Origin of the sequence: Streptomyces sp. NPDC001292, assembly GCF_042896465.1 — a bacterium.
In the GTDB taxonomy this organism is placed as follows: domain Bacteria; phylum Actinomycetota; class Actinomycetes; order Streptomycetales; family Streptomycetaceae; genus Streptomyces.
Genome location: NZ_JBIAXG010000054.1, coordinates 13,063 through 39,537, shown reverse-complemented (window position 1 = coordinate 39,537; position 26,475 = coordinate 13,063). Strand labels below are relative to the sequence as shown.

The 26,475-nt window shown below is 68.9% G+C and carries 17 protein-coding genes and 3 pseudogenes; 5 read left to right on the top strand and 15 right to left on the bottom strand.

Annotation, left to right across the window (positions count from 1 at the left end; genetic code table 11):
• Window positions 1–43 precede the first annotated feature (43 nt).
• The 13 genes and pseudogenes from meaB to ACFY4A_RS36410 form a co-directional block, all read right to left on the bottom strand.
• A complete protein-coding gene (gene meaB, locus ACFY4A_RS36470; protein WP_390833608.1) occupies window positions 44–1,000 on the bottom strand; it encodes a methylmalonyl Co-A mutase-associated GTPase MeaB in 957 nt (318 codons plus the stop codon).
• Complete coding sequence (locus ACFY4A_RS36465; RefSeq protein ID WP_390833607.1) at window positions 997–2,007, bottom strand: MBL fold metallo-hydrolase; 1,011 nt, start codon at window positions 2,005–2,007, stop codon at window positions 997–999. Before ACFY4A_RS36465 ends, meaB begins: the two co-directional genes overlap by 4 nt.
• Window positions 2,008–2,009: 2 nt before the next feature.
• Window positions 2,010–2,915 (bottom strand): 3-hydroxyacyl-CoA dehydrogenase family protein, encoded by a 906-nt coding sequence (locus ACFY4A_RS36460; RefSeq protein WP_390833606.1) that lies wholly within the window; start codon window positions 2,913–2,915, stop codon window positions 2,010–2,012.
• Between the two features lie 31 nt (window positions 2,916–2,946).
• On the bottom strand, window positions 2,947–3,351 hold the full coding sequence (locus tag ACFY4A_RS36455; protein WP_390833605.1) for a cobalamin B12-binding domain-containing protein: 405 nt from the start codon (window positions 3,349–3,351) through the stop codon (window positions 2,947–2,949).
• Window positions 3,352–3,366: 15 nt separating this feature from the next.
• A complete protein-coding gene (locus tag ACFY4A_RS36450; RefSeq protein ID WP_390833604.1) occupies window positions 3,367–5,088 on the bottom strand; it encodes an acyl-CoA mutase large subunit family protein in 1,722 nt (573 codons plus the stop codon).
• A gap of 1 nt (window position 5,089) precedes the next feature.
• Window positions 5,090–5,869 carry an enoyl-CoA hydratase/isomerase family protein gene (locus ACFY4A_RS36445; RefSeq protein WP_390833603.1) on the bottom strand — a complete coding sequence of 260 codons (780 nt, stop codon included), beginning with the start codon at window positions 5,867–5,869 and terminating at the stop codon, window positions 5,090–5,092.
• A complete protein-coding gene (locus ACFY4A_RS36440; protein ID WP_390833602.1) occupies window positions 5,862–7,460 on the bottom strand; it encodes a long-chain-fatty-acid--CoA ligase in 1,599 nt (532 codons plus the stop codon). Before ACFY4A_RS36440 ends, ACFY4A_RS36445 begins: the two co-directional genes overlap by 8 nt.
• Window positions 7,460–8,281, bottom strand: a complete 822-nt coding sequence (locus ACFY4A_RS36435) for a TetR/AcrR family transcriptional regulator (RefSeq protein ID WP_390833601.1) — start codon at window positions 8,279–8,281, stop codon at window positions 7,460–7,462. The genes ACFY4A_RS36440 and ACFY4A_RS36435 overlap by 1 nt, the downstream gene beginning before the upstream one ends.
• Window positions 8,282–8,292: 11 nt before the next feature.
• Window positions 8,293–9,474 carry a thiolase family protein gene (locus ACFY4A_RS36430; protein ID WP_390833600.1) on the bottom strand — a complete coding sequence of 394 codons (1,182 nt, stop codon included), beginning with the start codon at window positions 9,472–9,474 and terminating at the stop codon, window positions 8,293–8,295.
• 5 nt (window positions 9,475–9,479) lie between these two features.
• Window positions 9,480–10,883, bottom strand: a pseudogene (locus tag ACFY4A_RS36425) (acyl-CoA carboxylase subunit beta); the annotation flags it as partial.
• 312 nt (window positions 10,884–11,195) lie between these two features.
• Window positions 11,196–12,908 (bottom strand): annotated as a pseudogene (locus tag ACFY4A_RS36420) (acetyl/propionyl/methylcrotonyl-CoA carboxylase subunit alpha); the annotation flags it as partial.
• A 471-nt stretch (window positions 12,909–13,379) separates the two neighbouring features.
• Window positions 13,380–13,604 (bottom strand): hypothetical protein, encoded by a 225-nt coding sequence (locus tag ACFY4A_RS36415; RefSeq protein WP_390833599.1) that lies wholly within the window; start codon window positions 13,602–13,604, stop codon window positions 13,380–13,382.
• Between the two features lie 418 nt (window positions 13,605–14,022).
• Window positions 14,023–14,484: a GNAT family N-acetyltransferase gene (locus tag ACFY4A_RS36410; protein WP_390833624.1), complete on the bottom strand. Its 462-nt coding sequence runs from the start codon at window positions 14,482–14,484 to the stop codon at window positions 14,023–14,025.
• 233 nt (window positions 14,485–14,717) lie between these two features.
• Between ACFY4A_RS36410 and ACFY4A_RS36405 the strand changes: the two are divergent.
• Window positions 14,718–15,008, top strand: a pseudogene (locus ACFY4A_RS36405) (transposase); the annotation flags it as partial.
• 157 nt (window positions 15,009–15,165) lie between these two features.
• Here ACFY4A_RS36405 and ACFY4A_RS36400 read toward each other — a convergent pair.
• On the bottom strand, window positions 15,166–15,906 hold the full coding sequence (locus ACFY4A_RS36400) for a GntR family transcriptional regulator (RefSeq protein WP_390833623.1): 741 nt from the start codon (window positions 15,904–15,906) through the stop codon (window positions 15,166–15,168).
• A gap of 297 nt (window positions 15,907–16,203) precedes the next feature.
• Here ACFY4A_RS36400 and ACFY4A_RS36395 point away from each other — a divergent pair, with 297 nt between their 5' ends.
• The 4 genes from ACFY4A_RS36395 to ACFY4A_RS36380 all read left to right on the top strand — a co-directional run bounded on the left by ACFY4A_RS36395 (window position 16,204) and on the right by ACFY4A_RS36380 (window position 23,396).
• On the top strand, window positions 16,204–17,361 hold the full coding sequence (locus ACFY4A_RS36395; protein ID WP_390833598.1) for an ABC transporter substrate-binding protein: 1,158 nt from the start codon (window positions 16,204–16,206) through the stop codon (window positions 17,359–17,361).
• A gap of 871 nt (window positions 17,362–18,232) precedes the next feature.
• Window positions 18,233–21,586: a PQQ-binding-like beta-propeller repeat protein gene (locus ACFY4A_RS36390; protein WP_390833597.1), complete on the top strand. Its 3,354-nt coding sequence runs from the start codon at window positions 18,233–18,235 to the stop codon at window positions 21,584–21,586.
• 73 nt (window positions 21,587–21,659) lie between these two features.
• Window positions 21,660–22,967 (top strand): hypothetical protein, encoded by a 1,308-nt coding sequence (locus ACFY4A_RS36385; RefSeq protein WP_390833596.1) that lies wholly within the window; start codon window positions 21,660–21,662, stop codon window positions 22,965–22,967.
• A 129-nt stretch (window positions 22,968–23,096) separates the two neighbouring features.
• Window positions 23,097–23,396: a hypothetical protein gene (locus ACFY4A_RS36380; RefSeq protein WP_390833595.1), complete on the top strand. Its 300-nt coding sequence runs from the start codon at window positions 23,097–23,099 to the stop codon at window positions 23,394–23,396.
• 504 nt (window positions 23,397–23,900) lie between these two features.
• Here ACFY4A_RS36380 and ACFY4A_RS36375 read toward each other — a convergent pair.
• Window positions 23,901–26,222, bottom strand: coding sequence for a discoidin domain-containing protein (locus ACFY4A_RS36375; RefSeq protein ID WP_390833594.1), 2,322 nt, complete (start codon window positions 26,220–26,222; stop codon window positions 23,901–23,903).
• Between the last annotated feature and the right edge of the window lie 253 nt (window positions 26,223–26,475).

The following is a 26,475-nucleotide window of genomic DNA, read 5'->3' as shown; positions in this document are numbered from 1 at the left end:
CTCCGTGACGCCTACCTGGAGTTGTCGCGGTCGCAGTACGAATTCAGGAATCGGTGTACGCCAGTTGCAGCGCGGCCAGTGCCCGCGCTGCGACCGTGGCCGGATCCTGGCGACGCTCCCGCAGCGCTTCGGAGAGCTCGGTGATCGTCGCTTGGTCGAGTGCGGCCAGTGTGCGCCGCCGCGCCTGCGCACCGATCAACTCAAGCGCCTCTCGCTCCAGGTGCCGCAGCCTGCGCTTCTCCAACCGTCCGCTGCCGCGCCGGGCGACGATGAAGTCCTCGACTTGCCGGACCACCTCCTCCACACCATCGCCCACGTCGGCTTTGGTGAGCAGGACGACGGGGCGGGGAGTCCGCTCCTGCATGCGGAGCATGGCTTTCAGTTCGCGCCGGGTGCGCAGCGCTCCCTCTCGATCGGCCTTGTTCACCACGAAGACATCACCGATCTCCAAAACGCCTGCCTTCATCGCCTGGATCCCGTCACCAGCCCCGGGCATGGTGACGAGCACGGTGCAGTCGGCGGTGCCGGCGATGGCGATCTCGCTCTGGCCCACCCCGACGGTCTCCACCACGATGACGTCCATACCCATGGCGTCCAGCACCCGGACGGCAGCAGGCGTGGCCTCGGCGAGCCCGCCGAGGTGGGCCCGGCTCGCCATCGACCGGACGTAGACGCCGGGATCGCCGGTCAGCGACGCCATCCGAATCCGGTCGCCGAGTATCGCGCCTCCGGTGAAAGGACTGGACGGGTCGACCGCCAGCACGCCCACCGTTCGGCCACGGGCGCGCCAGGCCCGCACCATGCCGTCCACCAGCGTGGACTTGCCGGCGCCGGGCGGGCCGGTGACACCGATGACGGCGGCTCGGCCGGTGTGCGGGAACAGCTCTGCCAACCGGAATGCCGCTCCTGGGTCGTCGTTTTCGACCAGTGTGATCATTCGGGCGCCGGCTCGCTGGTCACGGGCGAGTATCCGGCTCACCAAGTCGTCGTCCTCGGTCATCCAAGCCCTCCTGTTGCCACGAAGACTCCGTCGCCCGGCTTGGCAATCCCAGACTCCAGTGCCTCTGTCACATGTACCGCAGTCACGCTGGACGCCCATGGGATGACGTCGTGCACCACCGGTGGGTACACGCATCGCTCCAGTTCCGCGAAGGTCGCCGGCCCGCGGGCGAGGGCAGCCGCGATCCGTTCGGTGCGCGCGGTGATCTGCCGCTCGGTGGCCTCGATACTGGTCGCCACCGCAGTGGGTCCCGCCAGGAGCCCACCGTGTCCGGAGATGCCGAGCCGGGGCTCCAGCGCCGCGACCCGCCGCAGGCTCTCCCGGTAAGCGCCCGTGCCCCCGCCCCCTGGTGCGTACCAGGGGATCGCGGTACCCCGGGTGACCAGTAGGTCCGAGTAGACGAGCATCCCGGTGCGCTGCTCCCAGTAGCACATCAGGTGCGCGTCGTGCCCGGGCGTCGGCACTGCGGTCCATGCGTATCCACCCAAGCGGATCATCGCTCCGGGCTGCACCTCCTCCACGGCGTGGTCCGGTGGCAGCGCGACCGCGCCGCACTCGTCCTGAAAGTGCCTGTCGATATCGAGATCGGCGAGCCAAGGGGCGAACTCCCGCACCACCGGGGGCAGGATCGCCTCGGCCACCAGCGTGGGGTCGTCAAGGATCGCGCGGGCACCGGCCGGAACCAGTACGCGACGTCCAGCGGCCAGGCTCGCCGCGGCTCCGGCATGGTCGGTGTGCGGGTGGGTGCACAGCACGGTGTGGACCGCCGCCAGGCTCCGCCCGACCGACCGTAGGCCGGCTTCCAGCGCCTCCATGCCGTTCGCGGTGCCGAATCCGCAGTCGACCAGCGCTGCGCCGTCGCGGTCAAGTACCACCAGGACGTTCCCCGGGGAAGGCCACCTGCTGCTGTCGGCCCGCAGCAGCACCAGATCCGCGCCGAGCCACTCGGCACCGAACCGCCCCTGCCATCGGCCTCCCCGGCCGCGGGCCGGGCTGACGCCGCACACCGTCAGCTCTCCCCGCCCGGTCGGCGCACGCCGAGGAACTCGTACCAGCCGCCGCGGCTGCCGGGTTTGAGTGCCGGTGCACCCCGGTATCCGGCCCGGAACACCTTCCGGGCCAGTGGCGGCACGGCGTACCGGTCCCCGCACGTCTCGTGCAGATACTCCTGGGCGTGGTACCAGGAGTCGAAGCTGGCCGTGTCGTCCAAGAGCTCGAAGACCCCCATCGGCCAGCCGAGACCGGTCTTCACCATCTCGTCGATCTCAGCGGGACCCGCCACCCCGAGCTCCACGAGCCGGATGGCTTCGGCGATGTAGAGGTTGATGAACCGGGTCATGAAGAAGCCCGGCGCGTCGCCGACCACTACCGGCTTCTTGCCGATCGTGCGCAGGAACCTGGTTACTCGTCGGACGGCATCGTCGCGGCTGAGCTCGCCGCGGGCCAGCTCGATCAGCGGCATCACATTGGCGGGGTAGAACCAGTGCGTGCCGACCAGTCGGCCGGGATCGTTCAGCGTGCCGGCCAGTTCGGAGATCATGATCGATGAGGTGCCGCTGGCGAAGACAGCGGCAGGCGGGGCCGCCTGCTCGGCTTGGGCGAGCACCTTCTGCTTGGCGGCCAGGACCTCGGGGACGGTTTCGAAGACCAGATCCACGTCGGCCAGGCCCTCTTCGTAGTCCAGGGTGAGCCGCAGCCGGGACAGCATGTCGTCGGCCTGCTCGGGGGTGAACTTGCCGCGCTCCACGCCGCGCTCGATGCCGAACGGGCCGCTGCGCACCAGCCGGGCACCGTGGTCCAGCGACTCCTGACGTCGGGACAGCAGCACAACCTCGGTTCCCGGACTGCGCAGACAGGCCAGTGCCATGCCATGGCCCATGAGGCCACCGCCGCCCAGGATCGCCACTCTCTTCACAGGGGAATCCTCTCCGCCGGGCCGGACCGGCTCACACCGCGCTGCGTTGCCGAACGTGCTCCTTGATGAACTCAACCGCCGACTCGGCCGACGCTCCCGGACCGAACACTGCGGGTACCCCCAGTCCGGCGAGCACTCGGGCGTCGACGTCGGGGATGATGCCACCCCCGATGACCAGCACATCATCGACCGAAGCGGCGGCCAGTCCGGACATCAGCTCTTCGAAGACCGGCATGTGTCCGCCGGCGGAGCTGGACACGCCGATCACGTCCACGTCCTCCTGCAACGCGGTCGCGATGATCTCCTCGGCGACAAGGAAGTTGGTGAACACCACCTCGAACCCGGCGTCGCGGAACTTGCGCGCGAGGTAGCGGGCTCCTCGATCGTGCGCGTCATGGGTGGGCTTGGTGAGCAGGACCTTGATTCTGTGCGCCATTCGCGTCGCCTCTCGTCAGGACTCGTGCGGGGGACCCCAGCCGAGGTGGCGTTTGAGTACCCCCATGATCTCGCCGGTGGTCGCGTCGGCTCGGGCCGCGCCGATCGCGGCCAGCAGGAGCTTGTCGTCGCCGAGCTGGTCCATCCTGCTGGCGGTGAATTCCTTGGCGGCCAGCTCGAGGGACTCCATGGCGCGGTCGAAGGCAGCCGCGTCGCGCTCGTCCCGCAGCCGGCGCACCCGTTCCACGGCGATCCGCTCGACCTCGGAGTCGACCTTGAACAGCTGCCGTTCCGGCTCCTCTCCTGCCGTGTAGCAGTTGAGCCCGACGATGCGCCGCTCCCCGGAATCGACCAGTTCTCGCCAGCGCTCGGAGGACTCTTCGACGACCGATCGGATCCAGCCGTTGCGCTGGGCCCGCACATAGCCGCCCTGGGCCTCGATGTCGGCGACCAGGTTGAGAGCGGCATCAGCGAGCTGGTCGGTGAGCGCCTCCACGTAGTAGGAGCCGGCGAGCGGGTCACTCACAGCCGTGACGTTGGTCTCCTCCTGGATGACCTGCTGCACCCGCAGGGCCAGGGTCGCGGCGTCCTCAGTGGGAATGGCCAGGGCCTCGTCGTACGCCGAGACCTCCATGGCCTGGGTGCCGGCCATGGAGGCGCCGAACGCGTGCAGCGTGGTACGGATCAGATTGACCAGGGGTTGCTGGGCGGTGAGCACCGCGCCCGAGGTGTGGGTGTGGATCCGCACGTGCATCGAACGCGGGTCGGTGACGCCGAACCGGTCCTTCATGGTGGTGGCCCAGATCCGGCGCATCGCGCGGATCTTGCACACTTCTTCGAAGAAGTCGTTGGCCTGCGCGAACTGGAAGCCGAAGCGGGGCAGCACGTCGTCGGGCCGCAACCCCGCCTGCTGGCAGGCGCGGACCAGCTCGATGCCGAACGCCAGCATCAGGCCGATCTCCTGCACGGCGGTGCCGCCGGCCTCCTCAACGCCGTAACCGAAGAAGTTGGTGGTGTTCCACTTCGGCATGTGCTTGCTGCAGTACGAGATGAGCTCGACTGCGAGCTTGAGCCCTTGCTCCGGCGGGAAGGCGCTCATGCCGACGTAGGCCGACTGGTGATACCAGTTCATCGTGTTGCCGCGGAGCTCTCCGGGCGCGACACCCTGCCGTTCGGCGTAGGCGATGTACTGGGCCAGTGCGGCGATCACCTGGTAGTAGGTGATGTGCACGACGTTGATCTTGCGGAGGTCGAGGCCATCGAACAGCCGGGCCATGTCCGCGGCCGAGTAGACGGCCATTCCGCACTGGCCGATGCGCCCGCGGGCCGCGGGGTGGTCCGGGTCCAGCCCTTCGTGGGAAACCAAGTCGTAGACCAGGTTGTAGAACCTGCTTCCGAAGTAGCCGACCATGCCCTGTTCGGCGAGCAGATCCATGCGGCTGCGGGTGTCCTCGGGCAGCCCGTATCCGATCACCGGCTGGTTCGCCCAGTTCATGAACTGATACTGGGTGGCCAGGTTCCCCCGAGTGTAGGGGTACGAGCCCGGTGCCTCCGGACGCGCGGAGTCCGGGACGTCGTGCGGGAAGTAGCAGTTCTTGATCGGCAGCCCCGAGTGCGATTCCGGGTTCGCGGCCTGGGCCGGTGCCTGGTCGGCGAAGCGCTTTGCGATCCGCTCGTAGTCCGCCTGCCATCGCGCCTTCGCCTGTTGGGACGCGGACAGCGTCTCCTCGTCGAACATGTCACCCTCTCCCATCGGCGCGTGCCCGGAACTGCTCGGTGCGGCGCCGATGTTCGGCCGTATCCATCAGGAAGCTCTGCGTACTGGCGCCCAGGTGCAGCGCGTCGGCGAACGAGCGGGCTCCGTCCAACAGCGCCCGCTTCGCCTCGGTGTAGGCCGGCCGCGCCGCTGCCGCCGCCATTCCCGTCGCCGCCTCGAGAGCGGTTGCCTCCAGCTCGTCGTCCGCGACGACTCGGGCGACCATCCCCCACTCGCGGGCGGTCTCGGCATCAATGCGTTCGGCACCCAGGACAAGCCGACGGGCTCGCGAGAGCCCCACCACGCGCGGCAGCAGCCAGCTGCCCCCCATGTCCGGCACCAGGCCCATCGCCACGAAACCCGAGCCGAACGACGCCGAGCGGCCGGCCAAGCACAGGTCGGCACCCAGAGCCAGGTCGAGCCCGGCGCCGGCGGCCGCGCCGTTGACCGCGGCCACGACCGGAAGCGGCAGCTCGGCAAGACGCATCGCCAGATCGGCCGCCCGCTGGAACCGGACCCGGCGCTCCGCGGAGGCCAGGCCCTGCCAACTGGTCAAGGTGTCCACATCGCCCCCGGCGCTGAACGCCCGCCCGGCCCCGGTCACCACCAGCGCGTCCGCGTCCGGGTCGGCGGCGACCTCGGCCAGGCCCGCGTGCAGTGCCTCGAGCAGTTCCCCGTTCATCGCGTTCAGCCGGTCCGGCCGGTTCAGCCTCAGCAGCATCACCCGTCCGCGACGTTCCCGAAGCAGTCCCTCGTCAGCCACGGCCGGCGTCCTCCAATGGCGCGCCTGCGCCCGGTGAGGCCGCCGGCTCCGCCCACCCGGTGGCGACCAGATCCCGCAGCCGGGTCTTCAGCACCTTCCCGGACACGTTCTTGGGCAGCTCGTCGACGAAGTGGACGCGCTTGGGCAGCTTGTAGCCGGCCAGGTGCGAGCGGGCGTTCGCGATGAGCTGTTCGGCGGTCAGCCTGCTCCCGGGGCGCAGCACGACCACGGCATTGACCGCCTCGCCCCAGCGGTCGTCGGGCACCCCGATCACCGACACCTCGGCGAGCTGCGGGTTGGCCGCGAGCAGGCCCATCTCCACTTCGAGCGAGTAAACGTTCTCCCCGCCGCTCTTGATCATGTCCTTCTTGCGGTCGACGAAGAAGAGGTGGTTGTCGCTGTAGTAGGCGAGGTCGCCAGTGTGCAGCCAGCCTCTGCGCAGGACCTCGGCGTTGGCCTCCGGACGCTTGTAGTAGCCTTTGAAGACGTTTGGGCCGCGGACGATCAATTCGCCGATCCGGCCGTCCGGTACGTCCTGGTCCAGTTCGTCGACAATGCGCACGTCGTTGTACCACAGGGGAAATCCGAGGGTGTTCTCCCTGGCCAGCGCCTCCCCGGAGAACTCCGTGATGGTGACCAGGGGAGCGGCCTCGGTGAGCCCGTAGGCGAACAGGAACCGCTCGAGCGACAACGCGTGCATGGCGTTGATCGGCAGGTCGCGGGTGTACTTTGCGGCCGCACTGAGCACCAGGCGCAATGAGCTCAGGTCGTGGCTGCGCAGCTCCGGCAGTTCCAGCAGTTGCTGCAGCGGGGTGACCAGGATGGTCGCCACGGTCACCCGGTGCTGCTCGATCAGCCGGCAGGCCTCGGCCGGGTCCCACTGCCGCATGATCACCAGCGGCAACCCGCGGATCAGGAACGACGTGGTCTGGATGTGCAGCCCGCTGACATGGTTCATCGGCATGCCGACGAGCAGGCAGTCGTACGGCATCGGCGGGGCATAGGTCAGGTAGCTGATGGCGTCCCAGCAGATGTTGCCGTGAGTCAGTACGGCGCCCTTGGGCAGCCCCGTCGTGCCCGAGGTGTACATGATCAGCGCCTCGTCGCTGCTGTCCAACTCGGCCTTCGGTTCGGCATCGGAGGACACCGCCACCAGGTCCTCGTAGGACAGGGCTCCGGGAAGGATCACCGCTCCGTCGAAGACCACCAGTGTGACGCCGGCCAGATCATCGATGACGGAGGCCACCGTGTCCTGGAATCCGGCCTCGATCACCAGCATCTTGGAGTCGCTGTCGGTGACGATGAAGGAGATCTCCTTCGGAGCCAGCCGCCAGTTGACGGTTCCGAAGACCGCTCCGATCTTCGCTGAGGCGTGACACAACTCCAGGTACTCCACCGAGTTGCGGCCCAGGATCGCGACGTGGTCGCCGAAGCCGATTCCCAGCCCGGTCAGCGCATGGGCGGCCCGGTTGACCCTCCGGTTGTACTCGGCATAGGTGTAGGTACGGCCCTCGTAGATGACCGCCCTGCGTTGCGGGTACTGCGCGGCAGCCCGCCGGATGACGTGACCTATCGTCAGGTTGTCGACCATCAGCTTCGACCTCGCTCCCTCCGTGGGGCGGGGTCGGCCAGGCCCTCGATGGAACGGAGTCCGACCCCGCCGGCGAGCCCGTCCCGCAACCGTTCACGCGTCTCTCTGAGCTCGGCCTCGAGCCGTTCGAGTTCGGCGCGCACCCGCTTTACCGACTGATCAGCCGGCTCGAACGCCTCGTCGAGGTTGGAGAAACGGGGGTGGGCCCCGCTGCGGCGCTCGCCAGATCGGATCCCCGATTCCAGGATCAGGGCGAACTCCGCCGCGATCTCCTCCACGGCGCCGGGGTCGGCGGCGTCCGGCCGGTGCCACTTGTAGATCCAGTTGCACATCCCCAGCAGCGCCAACACCATCAGCCGCACCGAGCCGGGACGGAACACGCCCTGCCGCTGCCCCTCCGCGATCACCGCTTCGAACAGCGCCTCATGGGCCCGCTTGCGGTGCCGGATCCCGCGCTGCAGCTCGGTTGGCAGCTCGGACTCCTCGGAGAACGCCACCGACAGGCTCGGGAGCTCGGCCGTGACGACCGCGATGTGGGCGTGCACCATTCGGCGCAGCCGCTCGTCCACCGGCAGGTCCAAGGCCGCGAGCGGTGCGACCGCAGCATCGATCCGATCGAAGATCTGCTGGTAGATGTCCGCGAGCAACTCGTCCTTCGAGCGGATGTAGTGGTACAGGGACGCCTTCTTCAGCCCCAGCTCGTGGGCGATGTCCTCAAGCGTGGTGGCTCGATAGCCCTTGCGCGCGAACAACTGTGCGGCCGTCGCGAGGAGCGACTCGCGGGTCAGCCCGCGTCCGGCAGCTTGAGGTCGAGGTGTCATCGCCGCCTCCCTCAGGCCCGCTCGAGCACGACGGCGGTGCCGAGCCCGCTGCCGGCCGGGACGGTGGCCAGCCCGTGCCGCAGGTCCCGCCGCCGCAGCGCCTTGGCAAGGTGGATCACGATCCGCAGGCCCGACATGCCGACCGGGTGGCCGAGGCCCACGCTGCCGCCGTCGACGTTGAGTCGTTCGCGCGGCCACTTGGCCTTGCGCTCGCAGGCCACCATCTGTACCGCGAAGCCCTCGTTGCACTCGATGAGGTCGACGTCGTCCTGGCTCAGCTCGGCGCCCGCCAGCGCGGCCTCGGCTGCCAGCACGCAGCTGTAGCCCATCAGATGCGGATCGCATCCGACCATGGCGGTGCCAGGCACGACGATCCGCGCGATCGGTTCCAGCCCCAGCCGGGCGACGGTCGCCGCGTCGCAGACCAGCGCTGCCGCCGCGGCGTCGTTGTGCGCGGAGGCATTGCCCGGGGTGATGGTGCCGCCCGCCCGCACCGGCGTCATGGCCGCCAGCCGCTCCGCCGAGACATCGGCACGCGGGTTCTCGTCGCGAGCGACAACCACCGGGCCGCCGCGGTGGGGCACCGTGACAGGCACCGTTTCGTCGTCGAACCGGCCGGCTTCCATCGCCGCGACAGCCCGCTGGTGGGAGACCACGGCGTACTCGTCCATCTCACGCCGCGACACGCCGTCCACCTGGGCGTGGCGCTCCGCGACATCGATCATGGTCTGGGGATCGCCCCACATGCCCGAGCCGGCCAGCTTGCACTCCTCGAGGGAGTCGGTGAACCGGCCGTGTCCCAGCCGTAGCCCCCATCGGGCGCCCTGCACCGTATAGGGCGCATTGCTCATCGACTCCATCCCCACCGCGAGTACGCAGCCCACCGAGCCGAGCGCCACCTGACGTGCCGCCATGACGAGCGCCGCCATGCCCGACGCGCACTGCATGTTCAAGGTGAACGCCGGGGCAGCATCAGGAACCCCGACCCGCTGCCCCACGATCCGGGCAGGATTCGACTCGGTCATGTCCTGGAGCACCAAGCCGGCGATCACCTGTTCCACTTCTGACGCCGACAGACCGGTCCGGGCGAGGAGCCCGGTGACCACCGGTGTGGCGATCTCGGTAGCGCGCAGCGGGGCCAGTGCCCCCCCGAAGCGGCCGATCGGCGACCGAAGGCCGTCCACCAGGTACACCTCATTCATGAGCGCGACTCCCTCAACATCAGCAGGCGGAGCGCGGCGACCATCCGCTCGCGCGACTCCTCGGGCAGGATGACCTCGTCGATGATCCCGGCCTCGGCGGCCAGGAACGGGCGGGTGACGGTCTCGCGGTACTCCGCGGCCAACTCCCGCCGGGTGAGGGCCGGATCAGCGGCCGCGGCAAGCTCACGTCGGTGCAGCAACCCGACGGCGGCCTCCGGCCCCATGACCGCGAGTTCAGCCGAAGCCCATGCCCAGGTGCGGTCCGCCCCCAACGACTGCGAGCCCATCGCGATGTAGGACCCGCCGTAGGCCTTGCGGACGACCACTGTCAGCTTGGGCACCGCGGCCTCGACATACGCTGCCAGCATCCCGGCGCCATGGGTGATCAATGCTTTGCGCTCCTCGACCGACCCGGGCATGAACCCGGGCACGTCGAGGAAGGTCAGCACGGGCAGTCCGAACCGGCCGCAAAAGGCCACTAAGCGCGAGCACTTGACCGCGGTCTGCGCATCCAGGACACCGCCGAGGCATTTCGGCTGGGACGCAACCACGCCCACCGGCACTCCATCGAGCCGGGCGAACCCCGTCAGCAGGCTCGGCCCGAAGCGGGGCATCAACTCCAACTCTTCCCCGCCGTCGAGCACTCCCGCCAGCACGCGCCGCATGTTGAACGGTTTCGCCGGTGAATCCGGCACCACCGTGGCGAGCACAGCCGGCTCCACCTGCGGTGCCGCCGGGTCGATGAGCGGCAACGGCCCGCCGGCCCGCGACGGCAGGAAGCCGAGCAGCTGACGGACCGTGTCAAGGGCTTCCGGTTCGTCAGCCACATCCAGATGAGCCACCCCGCTGTCACGGGTGTGCAGCAGCGCACCGCCCAGGTCTTCCGGAGTCACCGACTCACCGATCGCCGTGCGCACGACCTCCGGGCCGGTCAGGAACATCTGCCCGCGTCCGCGCACCATGATCGTCCAGTCGGTCAGCGCCGGAGAGTACGCTGCCGCCCCCGCACAGGGCCCCATGATCACCGAGACTTGCGGAACGATCGGCCGGGCGCGCACGTTCTGTGCAAAGATCCGGCCGCAGCCGTGCAGCGACTGGATCCCCTCGTGGATGCGTGCGCCACCGGAGTCGTTCAGATAGACGATCGGCGCCCCGATCTCCATCGCTAGCTGCTGGACGCGCACGACTGCCTCGGCGAACGCGGATCCGATCGAACCACCGGCGACGGCGAAGTCGTGGGACACCACGGCAACCGGCCGGCTGTCCACGGTTCCGAACCCGGCGATGACCCCGTCGCCGTCCCGCACGACACCACTTCCTCCGTAGGTGGTTGCGGGACCGCGACGCAGCGGAGCCAGCTCACTGAACGACCCCGGGTCGCACAACCGCTCGACGCGATCTCGTGCCGACAACTGGCGATCCGCGGTGGCCGCTGCCCCCCGGTGCGCCACCCGGCGGCTCAGCAGCATCTGTCGCACGGTCAAGCCATCGGATTGCTGCTGCCGAAGCTGTGCCAATTCCGTTCGCCGGCCGTGCTCGTCCGCCGGCCGACTGGCCGGTCGGCCGAGTGCTGGTGCTCCTGTGGTGCCGGTGAGCAATTGCTCATCGGGCCGTTCCAGAGTCGGCACACGGTGAACGGGTACCGCGCCAATGCCGGGGAGGGGCCGCACGACAGGCCGACCATGCTCGGCCGGTCGGTCGGCATCGATGCGGTCGGTGAGCGTGAGCAGGACGGCGGCCGACGCGACGGGCTGGCCGGCCTCGACCGCCAGGCCAGTCACCGTGCCGTCTCGATCCGCAGTGACCCGGTGCTCCATCTTCATGGCCTCGACGACAACCAAGAGGTCTCCCGCGCGAACCTGGTCGCCGTCCCGGACCGCCAGGCGGACAACCGTGCCCTGCATGGGGGCGGTAACCGACCCGGTCCGATCGTCGGACGCAGCACCACCCGGACTGGGATCATTGCCGCGGACTGCTCCATCCGAAAGGTGGACGGGATGGGCGAGCCTGCCGGCCTCAGCCCCTGCCAGGGCCGGTTCGGCAGCCTCGGTGCCGGCGCCGAACGGCGCGACTGTGTTGTGCCACTCGGTGTCGATCCAGCGGGTGTGGACGGTGAAGTCCTCCTTGCGATCGGCGGCGAACGCCGAGTCGTCCACAATCAGACGGTGGAACGGCAGCACGGTCGCCATCCCCTCGACCCGAAACCCGGCCAGCGCCCGCCGCGAACGCTCCAGTGCCTGCGCGCGATCCGAGCCGGTGACGATCAGCTTGGCCAGCAGCGAGTCGAACTGCCCGCCGATGACCGAGCCGTCCTCCACACCTGTGTCGACCCGGACTCCGGGCCCCGCCGGGAAGGTGATCGATGCGATGGTGCCCGGGGCGGGCAGGAAATCGCGCCCGACGTCCTCCCCGTTGATCCGGAACTCGATCGAGTGCCCATGCGGCTCCGGGTCCTCGAGCAGGCTGAGCTCGGCGCCCTCGGCGATACGGAACTGCTCGCGCACGAGGTCGAGCCCGGAGGTCTCCTCCGAGACAGAGTGCTCCACCTGCAGCCGGGTGTTCACCTCGAGGAAGGAGATCAGCCCATCCTGCCCGACGAGGAACTCGACCGTGCCGGCACCGTGATAGCCCGCCTCCCTGCAGATCGCCCTGGCCGCGTCGTGAATGGTTCTGCGCTGCTCGTCGGAGAGGAACGGCGCGGGCGCCTCCTCGACGAGCTTCTGGAACCGGCGCTGCAGCGAGCAGTCGCGAGTGCCGACGACGATCATGTTGCCGTGGGTGTCTGCAAGCACCTGGGCCTCGACGTGGCGCGGCCTGTCCAGATACCGCTCGACGAAGCACTCGCCACGGCCGAACGCCGCAATTGCCTCACGGACCGCTGACTCGTACAGCTCGGGAATCTCCTCGCGGTCCCGGGCAACCTTTACGCCATGCCCCCCGCCCCCGAAGGCAGCCTTGATCACCACTGGGAGCCCGTGCTCCTCAGCGAAGGCGACGACGTCGTCGGCACTGCTGACCGGGTCCTTCGTTCCGGGCACTGGTGGAACCCCCGCACGCATCGCGATCTGCCGCGCACGGATTTTGTCGCCGAGGTTGCGCATGGCCTGCGGGGTGGGACCGATCCAGGTGATTCCGGCGTCGATCACGGCCTGGGCGAAGTCGGCGTTCTCCGAAAGGAAGCCGTAACCCGGATGGATCGCGTCAGCACCGGCCTGTTTCGCGGCGCCGATGACCCTGTCGAAGTCGAGGTAGGACTCGGCGGCGGTGGTGCCGCCCAGGGCGAAGGCATCATCGGCGAGCCGGACGAACAGCGCGTCCTGGTCGGGGACGGCATACACGGCGACGCTGCCGAGTCCAACCTCCTTCGCGGTGCGAATCACCCGGACGGCGATCTCACCGCGGTTTGCGACGAGAACTTTGCGCAGCTTTCGCACGAAATGCCCTCCGTCAGGAGAGTACGGGCGCGGTACGCGCGTCAGGAGCTCACTCGCCTCAGATGCAAGGCAGGGCCTGACGGCACTATGGGCAGCCTCCGCGAAGGCCGACCATCTGGTTGGTTTATCAACCGACTGTTCGTCAGTCCAAGTTGCGGCATCGTCGGCACGGATGTCAACGGGTAGCCCATATTCCTGGGGGCGACTGTAGTGAGGTCCGCGTTGCTTGTTCGCCGCCCGATGGGCTCCCGCCCCGGCGGCCCCGTGATCCCCACCGTTGTCGCAGTGGTACGCCCCGGCGCCGACCGGGTTCAACTCGTAATGGCGGTCGTGTGACTGCCTCGCCCACGGGTTCGGGAACGCGAGCGACCGTCCGGACCGTGAGCGCCGCTACCACTCCCTACCGACCGGAGTGCGGCAACGGACGTTCGAGCCACGGCTCCAGGTAGTCAGGGATGCGGGTCAACGACCACACACCGGGGGCTCCCCCTGTCTGGTGGGCACGCTGATACTGGATCTGCTTGATCCGGAGGAAGCGAGAAAGACCGTCGATGCCGGTTCGGCGGCAGCAAGCACCATCTCAGCCGCGGTCAGAGCATCGGTGACGAGTTCGGTTTGCATGTGGTCGGCGATCGTCCAGCCGGCCAGGCGGCGTGAGGCAAGGTCGATGACCGTGGCCAGATACATAGGTGATGTCACCGACGCACTTCGTGTTCACCACGTCCGCGGCGAAGTCGCGGCCGAGCAGGTCCGGGGCCTTCGCCGCAGCCGGGTCCGCAACCGTTGCGCGGTGTTCGTGCCTCAGCCGCAGCCCGGCGAGTCCGATGGGGGCGCGTGACACGGCAACGCGTTTGTGGTTGATCCACTCGCCGTCCTCGCGGAGCTCGGCGGTGATCCTCGAAACGCCGGACCGCGTCCGCCTTGAACTCCGGCGGGCGGTGCTTCATGACCACGACATGTACGTTTCTCAGACCCTCAAGATCCAGTGTCTCGAGTATCCAAGATCAGGGGGTGACGGCCGCTACCCCGAGCTGGTCGAGGAAACCGGCGCCTGCCGACGGCTGACCGGTGCGGGGAGCACCTCTGGAACCCCTGCCATTCCGGCTCAATCCCGGATGAGCCGGAACTGGGCCACCCGCAATCCGGGGGCGGGCTCGATGGTGCCCACACGGGAGAACCCGAGGCGCTCATAGAGCGCAACTGCCGGAAGGTTGTCGGCACCGGTACTCACCAGGACGTGCCCGTTTGGAACCAGGTCGGTCAAGAGATGATCGAGTAATCGCGATGCCAGGCCCCGGCGGAACCACACGGGATCCACGCACACGCGGTCGATATCGAGGGCGCCCTCCCCCGCCAGCCGCTGCCAGGCGACGAAGGCAGCAATCTGTCCGTCATCCGTCATCGCCCCGAGCCAACGCAAAGGCTGGGCTCGCATCTCTTCTACGCCCTCTCGCAGAGCAGGGATGCCGTCGAAGCCGATCAGGTCGGACTCGACCGCATAAGCACGGCGACCGAGCTGGTGCACCGCTGCCGCCGCCGCCTCCTCGGCCAGATCCAATTCACACACCATGAAGCCGCGGCAATCGCCCTCAACGCGTCCAACAGGCCCAGAAGTCAACATCCCTCGATGTTAAGCCACTTCAAACGCCCGACTCGTCACCCTGAACATGGGATCGAAACGCCCAGAGAGGTCGTTTCCTCCCTTGAGGTGCGCCTTCTCCTGCTTTTCTCGAAGCGAGGTCGTCATCTTGATGTGTCTGGCGGGTGGACGCGGCAGACGCGCTATACGGGGTGACAGATGGGACGAGATGCGGCGAAAAAACGTGGGCCGCAAGCGGGAGCATCCTCACCGACACCCTCGAACTCCCCCTCGCGGTGCTGGTCACCGCCGCCAGCATGCAGGACTCGGCCGCCGGCACCGACCTGATCGACCATGTGGCCGCCGCCCACCCCTCGATCCGCAAAGTCTGGGTGGACGGCGGCTATCCCCAGCACCTCGTCGAGCACGCCGCCCGCCTCGGCATCGACATGGAAATCGTCCAACGCACGCCTGGAACCCGGGGATTCGCAAAGGCCGTCCATCCCCTCCCACCTGTGCGGATGAGGTTCTTGCAAGGGCAGCGGTGACCCCACGCGGTTCACCGGGTTCGGTCCAAGGGCTGACCGTACAGAACCGCGGGCGGGCCCGAAAGTCGCCCCGGACGTGGGCAGGCGAACGCCCATGCGCCTCTGAAGGGCCACGCCGCGGTCATCCGCCGGGCTGGCGGACGAGCGGGTTGGCACCGATGGAGTTGTGGATGCGGAAGGTGACCGTTCCCGGCCGATAGCGGTCGTCGGACCACTCCACGGGGCGGCCGGCGTGGGTGGTGGTCACCCGGCGGACACGCAGCAGCGGGGTGCCGCGGCGAATGCCGAGCAGTTCCGCGTCGCGGGTGCCCGCCGCAAGTGCGTCGATGACGTGCTCGCCGTTCGCGAAGACCAAGCCCACCTCGTCGAGCAGCCGCTGGGTGACCGACTCGCAGTCGGGCTCGATGCGCTCGACCGCGTCCGCGATCCAGTCGGCGTAGACGGTGCGCTCCAGCAGGGCCGGCTGTCCGTCCAGGCCACGCACTCGCAGGACATACAACACCTCGGCTCTGGAGGGGAGTTGGAGGCGCAGCGCGTCCTCGGTGGAGGCCGGGCGCCGGGCGGTCTCCACGACGCTGCCGGTGGCCTGGTGTCCGGCCGCCCGCGCCCACTGGGCGAAGCTGCGCAGTTCGGTGAAGCTCTGGCTGCGGCGGGCACCGAGCACCACCCGTCGGGTGCCCTGTCGTGAGCCGATCAGTCCGTCGACCACCAGAGCCGCGAGCGCCTGGCGGACAGTGCCGCGGGATACCTGATACTCCGCGGCGAGTTCGCCCTCGGTCGGGAGCCGGCCCCCCACCGGGTAGTCGCCGCGATCGATCGCAACCCTCAGCTCGCCGGCGATCTGCTCGTGCCGTGCCGCCACACCCAGCCCTCTCATCCGCGATACCGGCTCCGCTCTGCGCGCCACCGGCTTGTGCACACAGGGTAGGCGATCCGGCCGCACCGGGCACGCTCGTCCTGCACACAGCGGAGACCGCACGCCCACGCGGCCCGCGTCCTCTCAAGGAGCCTTCAAACCGAGCGCGAGCATCTGTTATCCGTTCACCGAAAGGTCATCCCGCTGCGACGTACTTGGGACATCTTGTTTGGACAAGTTGCCTGGGTCCGGGCAGTACCCGATCACTTTTTCCGGGCAGCTCATGCACCCTCAGGAGACCTTGTGAACCTGCTCCCTGCGCGATCAGTCGGCCTTGCCGGCGTGCTGACCGCAACCACGCTCGCGCTCAGCGCCTGCGGTTCGGCACCCGACTCCGTCGCGACTGGCCGCACGGGCGGCCCGCACGCCGCCACTGCCACCTCGGCGCAGGACCTCGGAGGTATGGACGCACTGGTCTCGGCGGCCAAGAAGGAGGGCGTACTCAACGCGATCGCCCTGCCCCGCGACTGGGCCAACTACGGCGCCGTGATAGACGGATTCACCAAGAAGTACGGCATCAAGGTCAACGACGAGAACCCGGAGGGCGCCAGCCAGGACGAGATCAACGCCATCACCTCGCGCAAGGGCCAGGACCGCGCCCCTGACGTGGTGGACCTGGGCCAGTCGTTCGCACTCAGCGCAGCTCAGCAGGGGCTGCTCGCCCCGTACCGGGTCGCGGCCTTCGACGACATCCCGGCCACGCAGCGCGACACCCGGGCCCGCTGGTACAACGACTACGGCGGCTATGTCTCGATCGGCTGCGACGCCAAGCGCGTCAAGGAGTGCCCCCAGTCCTTCGCCGACCTGCTGAAGCCGCAGTACAAGGGCCAGGTCGCCATGAACGGCAATCCCACCAAGTCGGCCTCCGCCTTCGGCGGCGTCTTCGCCGCAGCCCTGGCGAACCAGGGCTCCTTCGACGACATCCAGCCCGGCCTGGACTTCTTCGCGAAGCTCAAGAAGGCCGGCAACTACAACCCGGTGGAATCCACCCCGGCCACGGTCGAGAAGGGCGAGACCCCGATCAGCATCGACTGGGACTACCTCAACGCCGGCTACGCCGACGAGTTCCGCAGCAAGGGCGTGGACTGGAAGGTGGTCATCCCCACCGACGGCCAGTACGCCCAGTACTACTCACAGGCCATCAACAAGGACGCCCCGCACCCGGCGGCCGCCCGGCTGTGGGAGGAGTACCTCTACAGCGCCGAGGGCCAGAACCTCTTCCTGAAGGGCTACGCCCGCCCGGCGCTCATGCCCTCGATGACTCGGAGTGGCACGGTCGACAGCGCGGCCGCCGCCAATCTGCCCCAGGTCGACGGCACTCCCTCCTTCCCGACCGACGCCCAGCTGGACAAGGCCAAGCAGGTCGTGGCCCACGGCTGGGGCAAGGCCGTGGCCGGGTGACCCAGCCCATGGCCGACTCCTCCGCCACCGTTTCCCACGCCGTCGTGCCCGTCGGCGGGAGGCCGCCCGGGCCCCGCCCCGAGTCCTGGATGCCGTCGCCGTTCTTGTCGTCGAAGACGGTGCCCTGGACAGTGGCATGGCGCGGGGGGCGCGGGACGATGTCGAAGTTCACCGGCGCGGCGAGTGGCTGGTACCCGTCGTCGGCCAGCAGCCAGGCGGAGTAGGAGCCGACGGGCAGGCCCGAGGGGTCCACGGTCGCGGTGCCGCTGGCGTTCCCGACGTAGACCCGGGCGAGCGAGTAGACGTCGCCGGGTTTGCGGCCCGCCGGGTAGATGCCGATCCGGTTCGTGGCGCTGGGAGCATCTGTGGTGCAGCTGAACTTGAGCTTTGGAGTTCATCGTTCGACGCGCATCTTCAGCGCTCTCCAGGCGTACGCCTCCGGGCCGCCTCCCTGGATGAGGACCACGGCCGAGTTCAGGGCGAGGTGGCGGAGGCGGCGCACGACGACCGGTCTCGGCGGCCTTCTTGTCGGCCAGCGCGGTGGCGGCGTACCGCAGTAGCGGCCGGGCGTACATCCGGTGGAGGGGGTCCGGGTCCGCCAGCATCTCGTAGTGGATGCCGCGCGCGGGCGGTACCACAGGGGCCATCCGACCGATCTGGCAGTCGAGGGCCGAACGGTGTCCATCGGTCTGCTCGTGCGGCGGTTTGCGGGCCGGACTGCGGGGTGAGGTCGAGACCTCACGCGTCCCCGCATGAACTCCCCGGGACCGTTCGATGAAGATCGCCTTCTCAGGGATCCGAAACTTGTCCAGTCAAGCTAGCTTCCTTGCACATGAGATTCCTCCGCAGAGCAGCAGGGCTTGGCCTTGCGTTGCTCTATTCCATCCTGGCCCTCTGTGTGCAGCCCGCCGCGGCGCATGTGTCGCCGCAACACGGCGAGATCGTCATCTCCACGAAGACCGACGTCACCAGCGGGCGGCTGATCGTCCACCGTGACCTGGTGTCACCGCAGAACGCGGGCGCCTGGGCCTCGCGCCTGCTGAGCACGTCGAGCTGCCCCGTCACCGGCTCCGGCGTCGCCGGAGACGCCGGCGGGGTCCCTGGCGGCGTCGTGGTCGAGCTCGCGTGGAACTGCCGCGTCGACAGGCTCGACCTGAGCGCCATGCTGAAGCAGGGCGGGCTGACCCAGGTCCTCGCCGAGTTCGACGGCACCACGTCCAACGCCAACGCTCAGACCCCCGTCGTCGACGCATCGGGCGCCCACGCGCTCCCCACCTTCCCGTGGGCAGTGGTGGCGCTCGGCATCGCGCTGGCCGCCGCGCTGCTGCTCGTGGTGTGGCAGATCCGCACCGGGCGGCTCCAGCTCGCCCAGCTGGCCGCCAAGGTCGGCGCCAACCGCAAGCGGGTCAAACTGGCCACCGTCGGCGCGGTGGCGCTGTCCTGTCTGGCTCCCCAGGTGGCCGCGGCGGCGCCGCTCCTCGAACAGGCAGCGGCGACCGCCAACACGGTCACCGTCACAGGCACGGTCTTCGAGGACACCAACGGCAACGGCAAGCGCGACACCGGTGAGGCGCCGATGCCCGAGGTCGACGTCACCGACGGCGCCGTCTGGACGACGACCGGCCCCGACGGCTCGTACAGCCTGGAGATCGACCCGACCCGCCGGGAGACCGACCTCATCAGCATCGTCTCCCCGAACGGCTACACCCCCGCACTGCGCGACGACTACATCCCGCAGTTCTTCCGCAAGGTTCCGGAGGACGGCGGCTCCGGCATCGACTTCCCCCTCGTCAAGGACAAGAACGCCGCCAATCCCACCGAAAAGTGGGTGATGAACTCCGACATCGAGGTCAGCAACACCACGGACGGCGCCGCCCAGAGCGCGTCGCAGTGGTGGCCCAAGCAGGTCGAGGCGATGTCCGAGGTCGACGGCGCCACCATGGCGATCACGACCGGTGACAACACCGTGACCGACTACGCGGCGGAGCCGCGGCGTCAGCGCGGCTACGACATCCTGCGCAAGGGCCTGACCGAGGGCAAGCTCGGCATGCCCTTCTACCCCGTAGTCGGCAACCACGACGTCGGCGGCACCGCCACCTCCAAGGGCTACGGCGGCAGCATGGAGTACTACCGCCGCAACCTCGGCCCCGAGTGGTACAGCTTCGACCGCGACGGCCGTCACATCGTCGTCCTTGAGGACAACTACGACTCCAGCGGCCTGAAGCCGCAGCTGGACTGGCTGCGCGAGGACCTCAAGCGCCACGCCGTCGGCAAGCAGGTGCTCGTCTTCGCGCACCGGTCCCTGTTCACCGTATGGGGTCCGGGGGCCGGCATGCAGCCGACCGTCGACGAGCTGTCGAAGTACGACGTGCGGATGTTCGCCGCGGGCCACAACCAGCAGGCCGAGTACCGCCGTGGTGCCTTCAACCGCTCGGTTGAGATCAACAACCAGGGCGAGTACGGCATCGACGGTGCCCGCGCGGACTTCAAGATCCTCGACTTCAAGGGCATCTACGACGACCCGAGCACCAAGCGCAACGAGGACACCGGCTATGTGATGGGCACCCACCGCCAGTTCGACGTCCGCAACGCGGTCGCGCTGGTCAGCCCCGCGCAGGGCGGTGTGCACGGCAACAGCGCCGGAATCCCGATCGAGTTGTACACCGAGGACGCCGGTCGCACCCCGGCCACGGCCTCGCTGACCATCCGCGACTCGCGCGGCCACATCGCCTGGCACAAGGAGCGGATGGAGTTCGGCGCCGAGGTCCGCAAGACCGGTATCGAGAACTGCTACACGGCCCCCGGCGGCACCCCGGAGCCCTGCCCGGCCGCCCGGACCTCCTGGACCCGGATCAGCAGCAGTCTCCCCGGCATGCGGCCGGACACCTACACGGCCGAGATGACCGCGGTCGACACTCGCGGCAAGGCGTGGCCCACCGTCACCAACACCTTCACGGTGGTGCCCGAAGACAAGCTGGCCGCCCCGAAGACCGGCCAGGACTGGCTGCGTCAGGGCCGCGACGAGGCGGGCCGCTCCGGCAGCAGCGACGACCCGGGCAGCGAGCTCGACCTGCAGTGGGCGGCCAACACCGGCGAGCAGTTCAACCTCAACGGGTCGGTCGTGACGGACGGCAAGGTGATCGTCTCCTCCCGGGCGTTCGACTCGCCGCACCACATGATGCTGGCCTACGACATCAAGTCCGGCCGCGAGATCTGGCGCACCTATCTGGACGGTGACGCCGAGTCGGCACCGACCTACCACGACGGCAAGGTCTACATAACCACCGCCGTCGGCCGGATCTACGCGCTGGACGCCAAGGACGGCCATGTCGTCTGGCAGAAGATCGAGGACGAGAAGCAGTACGGCGACACCGTCCGCCGGTACGGCCGGGCCGGTGGCCCAGTCACCGTCTTCGACCTGAAGGCCGAGCCGCGCACGGTCGCCGTCTACCAGAACTGGGGCAAGATCGAGTGTCGTGACGCCAAGACCGGCGACCTGCTGGGCGGCTTCAACGGCGCGGCGAGCTGGGGCCAGTTCCACAGCACGGCGGTCCGCCGGCCCGGCTCCGACATCGCCTACCTGCACACCGGTTCCAGCAACACGGTGGTCGCCATGGACCTCGTCGGCTGCCGCCAGCTGTGGGCGAAGGACACCAACGGGGACATCGCCAGCCACTCCTCCCCTGCCCTGACCGACCCGGCCAACGGGGACCCGCAGCTGGTGACGATGACGAACAGCGGCGTCCGCGGGCACAACCTCAGCACAGGTGCGGTGCTGTGGCAGTCCCCGCTGGGCGGCGGCAGCGGCTGTGGCGAGAGCGGCCCCGCCCCGCTGACCAGCCCCGCGATCTGGGGCACCACCGCCTACATCGCCAGCCGCGATGGCGTCATCCGCGCCTACGACACCAGCGCGGACGACCCGTCCAAGCCGATCTGGGAGACCAAGGTGGGCTACCAGCCCGGCAGGACCCCCGTGGGGTGCAGCGGGGACCTCAACTCGCCCACGATGCACGCCCTGGTCACCAAGGACCTGGTGTACGCGGGCACCCGCGACGGCCGCCTGGTCGTCCTGGACCGTGCCACCGGCAAGCTGCTGTCCGAGCACAACCTCGGCGCCGGGGTGACCTCGGCGCTCTCCGTCAGCGGTGACTACGTCTTCGCCCTCACCGACGACGGCACGCTCCACGCACTGGCTGCCCGCCACCTGCGCGGTAACGGCCACTGATCAACCGTCCGCGAGTTGCCTCCCCGCCAGGGGAGGCAACTCGCGGCGCTCTACTCCCGACGGGACCACCACTGTGCACACCCTCCGCACCACCCGCGCCCACGCCACCCGTCTCCTACTGATCGGCCTGGCCGCCGCACTGGCGCTGCTCGGCACCGCAGGCACGGCCGAAGCGCACCCCTTCGGCACACCGCCGGTCGCCCGAGTCAAGGCCGAGGGCCGTACCGTCGAGATCACCTGGTCAGCCCCGCAGAACGACCTGGACGTCCTGCACCAGGCCGCCCAGGGAGACGAGGCTGCCTACCTCGGCTCACACATCACCGTGGACCAGGACGGGCACGAGTGCCGGCTGGGCACAGTGGACACCCAGCAGCTCGCGAGCAAGGGCGCCGTGGTGCCCTACACCTGCCCCGAACCGGTGAACGCGGTCGCCCTCACCATTACCGCGCTGACCGACGTCAACCCCGCCTATCGCACAATCTCGGTAACGGACAACGGCGGCGGACTGCACACCTCCAGCGACCCCACCCAAACCCTCCCCCTGAGCAGCGCCCCAAACTCCGCCACCACCGCGTCCACAGCACCAACGACCCTGTGGACCACAGACCTCGCGGCACTCCTGGACCAGGGCGTCGTACTCCCGGTGGTCCTCCTCATCTCGGCTGCGGTGGGCGCCTTCCACGCCTGCGCCCCCGGCCACGGGAAATCGCTCGCCGCCGGATACCTCGTAGGCGCCGGAGGCAGGGCACGGGACGCGGTGTGGCTCGGCGCCATCGTGGCCGTCATGCACACCGCGTCCGTCGCCGTACTTGCCGTGGGCTTCTGGCTCGCCGCCCAGCACGCACCGGACGTCGCCGCGGTGACAAACTGGCTCCAACTGATCGCGGCCCTGGTCGTGGTCGCCGTGGGCATCGGCCTGCTCCGTGGCCACCTGACCAACCGCAAGCACGGTCACCGCAATGGTCACCATCACGGGCATGGCCACGACCACGGGCATGACCACGATCACCACCACGGGCACAGCCACCACATCCCGGCCGCCAAGGCCCTGCTCACCTGGCGCGGCATCCTGCTCCTCGGCACATCCGGAGGCCTGCTCCCCTCCCCGTCGGCGTTCCTCGTTCTGCTCACCGGCCTGCTGACCGGCCGGGTCGGCACAGCGATCGCGATGGTGGCGGCATTCGGCGTCGGCATGGCGCTGACCCTCACCGGCGTCGGCCTTGCGGTACTACGCGGCCGCAGCGCATTCCTCGCCCGAGCCACGACCTCGCCCGCGCTACGCACCTGGAGCAACCGCGTCCCGATCCTCGCCGCCTGGGCCGTCGTCATCGGCGGCAGCCTGGCATCATCTGTCGCCGCCAGCCACGTCCTGGCATCGTGAGCCGAGGCAACGGTCGGCGACGCCCGCCAGCGACCCTTCCTCGATGTCGGCCGCCGTCAGGAGTTGAGCCGAGCCTCCACGAGCGGGCGGTCATACCGGTTGTCCCTTCGTAGAACCCCCGGTCAGGCCATGGACGAACTGCTTCTGAGGGCAGCAACCCCGAACGGTGGCGCGGGAATCACCACCGACGTTCTCGCCCAGGACGCCAAGTACGCCGTCGCCCTCGTCGTCACCGACCTGGTGACCGAGTGGAAAATGAATACCGTCCGGGCTTCGTACCTGGAGCCGCTGCGCATCTGGTTACCCCATCCCTGCGCCCAGCGGCCACCCTGGTCGGCGCCCGGCCCGCAAGGCCTGCCGCCGGTGAACGGTCGCGCAGGCCTGGCCTGCCGGGAGCCGGCGACCAGACCGCGTCAGTGCCGACCTTGAATTCTGGCGGCCGCCCTGGGCCGCCCCGTCGGAGTCGCTTGCCGCTGTTGGGTGGCCCAGGTGATCCTGCCGCCGGCCGTGACCAGGCTGGCGTTCTGAGCCAGGTACGGCCCGTCAGAGGCGGAGAGGACGGGGTTACCGTCGGCCGCGCCGGCTCCGCCGGTCAGAGCCCCCGTAATGCCGCTTGCGTCAAGACCGCGGACACCTCGTCATCACAGTGGCGCCGACGGGCGCCGGTGGCGTCCGTGCGGGTGCGGACGCCGGTGGATGGTCGCGGACCGTCGTGTCCATGGGTCCCCTCCCCCGCCTGCACGCCAGGGCTTGCGCCGAATGGAGCAGGCCGACAGGCAGCCGCAGGAACCTCTCCGTACCGTCGCGAGCACGGCGCTCTGACAGGACGGTGCCGTCGGCGGTCCCGTGATCCCGTCGCACGTACACGGGACCGCCCCTTCACGAGGCGGTACCGAGCCCCACTCCATACGCCGCACCCAGACCCGGAAGCACCTACGCGGGGTCGGGCTCCGGGCTCATGGATCGAACCTCCAGGCGCCACAGCGAGTAGCCGTAGTTGGTCGCCCGCTTGATACCCTGCATCCGCACGTACCGGGCGGTCACCGGGTCGAGGGTGAGATCGTCCACGCGGGCGCCGGCCGACTTGTCCCGAACCGAAGCCACCGTCTTCCAGTTGGCGGCGTCGTCGGATACCTGGATGTCGTAGTCACGGCCGGAGGCCGTCTCCCAGTCGAGCAGGACACGCCGGACGGTCTGCGGGGAACCGAGGTCGACCTGGATCCATTCACCGTCGCGGTAGGCGCTGGCCCACCGGGTCGTGCCGTCACCGTCGGTGGCGTTCTCCGGTCCCAGACTCGCCACTTCGGACGAGGACGCCGTCGTCGGCCGGTGCAGCGCCAGGTCGGGGACCTCGAAGACACGCATGCTCCACAGGGCGTACCCGTTCCGCTCATTGCCCGCATGCGTGCCGACGAGCCGTACCTGCCGTGCCGTGACCGGCTCGAACGTGAGCGTGTCTTCTCCCGCGCCTTCGTGGCCGGTACGGCTCGCGACGGTGGTCCAGTTCTCACCGTCCCGTGACACCTGGACCTCGTAGTCCCGCCCGTAAGCCGGCGCCCAGTCCAACTCGACCTTGCTGATCGCCACCGGCTTGCCGAAGTTGACCCGCAGCCATGCCTCGTCTCCCGGACCGCTGGCCCATTGGGTGGTGCGCACCCCGTCGAAGGCCGCGGCCGCCGTACCGGCGGAAGCGGTCGCTTCCTTGCCCAGGCTCACCTCTCCCGACGCCGACGCGGCGAGTGTCGTGGCAACCTTCGTCAGCCCGGTGCCCACGCCGAGCTTGCGGACCGTGTCCAGGAAGGCGCTGTAGGGCACGCCGGCCTTGGCCCCGCTCCACATCTTCTGCGCGAGCGTGCCGAACGTGGGCTCGACCAGCCTGTGCACGTCCAGCTCCGAGTAGGTGGCCTCGGTCAGGTCGTTCCACACCGCCGACATGGCCCCGAGCAACTGCGGGTCGCCTGGGGCCACGCTCTGCCCGTTGGGGAAGACATTCGGCTCCCACTGGTCGTAGAGGTACTTCCCGTCCAGCCCGTGGCCGTGGTAGTAGCCCGCGAACGGGACGATGTAGAGCAGGGCGTCATTGGTGTTGATGAAAGAGTAGCCGTCCCGCTTGAGGGCCTGTGGCCCGTACCAGCCGTTGTTCCAGCTGTTCATGGTCACGTCGCGGTCGTAACCGTCAGCGCCGCCCGCCATGACCGACAGACTGCCCCAGGCCCGCGGATGCTTGCCGAGCGCGCGGATGTGGGCCGCCATCTCGTTGAAGTAGTCCTTGTAGCGGGGCTTGTCCACGGTGTACTCGTCGGCGCCGAAGTGCACGTCGGGGCTTCGGAACCAGGGAGTGAACTCGTCGAACACCGACTTCATGAACGCGGTGGTCTCCGGCTTGGACAGATCCAGGTGGTCGGACTCGCCGTTGTTGAGCCCGAGCGACGGGCGGAACCGGATGAACGCCAGCGAGTGGGCGGGCGCGTCGATCTCGGGGACGATCGTGACGCCGTTCGCGGCGGCGGTGTCCTCGAAGGAGTCCCAGTCGGCGCGGTCATAGGCCCCGTCCTTGGACGCCAACCCGGCCAGCTCGGGGTCGTCGGTCTTGAGCCGGAAGCCGGCCTGGACCTCGCTCCAGAGCTTGTCGCCCTTGAAACCGTTGTCGTTGAGGTGCAACTGCAGCTGGTTGAGTTTGAACCAGCCCATCAGCCGCAGGTAGTCGCGGATGTAGTCGGCGGTGAAGAACCGCCGTCCGACGTCCAGCATGAACCCGCGGACTTTGTAGTTGGGCCAGTCCACGGCCGTTCCCACGGGGACGGAGTCGCGACCGTCGTCGAGCAGCAGGATCTGCAGGAGGCTGCGGGTGCCGTAGTAGACACCCTTCGCAGTCGGCGCGGCGATCGTCACGTTGCGATCGGTGACCGTGAGGTTGTAGCCCTCCTCGGCGTACCGGGTGCCACCCGCCGCGTCGGCGAGGGAGGGATCGATCGACAGGACGATGTCGCCGTCCTGCGGGATCCGGGGAGACACGTCCAGCTTGTGCCCCGTCACCTGTGCGACGTCGGTGGAGAGTTGCGTGCCCTGGTCGTCGAGTTCGTCGACCTGGTTCTTGGCCAGCACGATCCGGCTGTGCTTGCGCAGTTCGAACGAGCCTGTTCCACCCTTCCACTGCTGAAGAGCGGGCACCACGGCGGGCCGCGGGTTGAGATCGGTCTTCGCGGGGCCGGGTCCGGGTGCGGCCACCGAGGACGGCACTGCCAGGAGGAACACGGATATCCCGAGCGCCAACCCTCTGATCAGTCGAGGTGCATGTCCATTCATGCGCACTCCAACCTACTTTCGAGCGGGATTGAACAACATATACCCGAGGTTCGCCACGAGGTGTAGACCACTGCGCTGTCGGCATGGGCTGGGCGAGCGACCACGCTGCCGTTCGCGCGGATGGAGACTGCATGCGCACCAGGTGCCTTCCAGGCGATCCTGTACGAGCCGTCGTCGCCGGCCCTGACCGTGGCTTCGGTGT

What these genes read in the sequence shown, in the direction of transcription:
- ACFY4A_RS36455 (WP_390833605.1), bottom strand. Translation starts at nt 3,351, where the DNA reads ATGGCGCACAGAATCAAGGTCCTGCTCACCAAGCCCACCCATGACGCG.
- ACFY4A_RS36440 (WP_390833602.1), bottom strand. Translation starts at nt 7,460, where the DNA reads ATGGTCGACAACCTGACGATAGGTCACGTCATCCGGCGGGCTGCCGCG.
- ACFY4A_RS36435 (WP_390833601.1), bottom strand. Translation starts at nt 8,281, where the DNA reads ATGACACCTCGACCTCAAGCTGCCGGACGCGGGCTGACCCGCGAGTCG.
- ACFY4A_RS36415 (WP_390833599.1), bottom strand. Translation starts at nt 13,604, where the DNA reads ATGTATCTGGCCACGGTCATCGACCTTGCCTCACGCCGCCTGGCCGGC.
- meaB (WP_390833608.1), bottom strand. Translation starts at nt 1,000, where the DNA reads ATGACCGAGGACGACGACTTGGTGAGCCGGATACTCGCCCGTGACCAG.
- ACFY4A_RS36450 (WP_390833604.1), bottom strand. Translation starts at nt 5,088, where the DNA reads ATGTTCGACGAGGAGACGCTGTCCGCGTCCCAACAGGCGAAGGCGCGA.
- ACFY4A_RS36380 (WP_390833595.1), top strand. Translation starts at nt 23,097, where the DNA reads ATGGACGAACTGCTTCTGAGGGCAGCAACCCCGAACGGTGGCGCGGGA.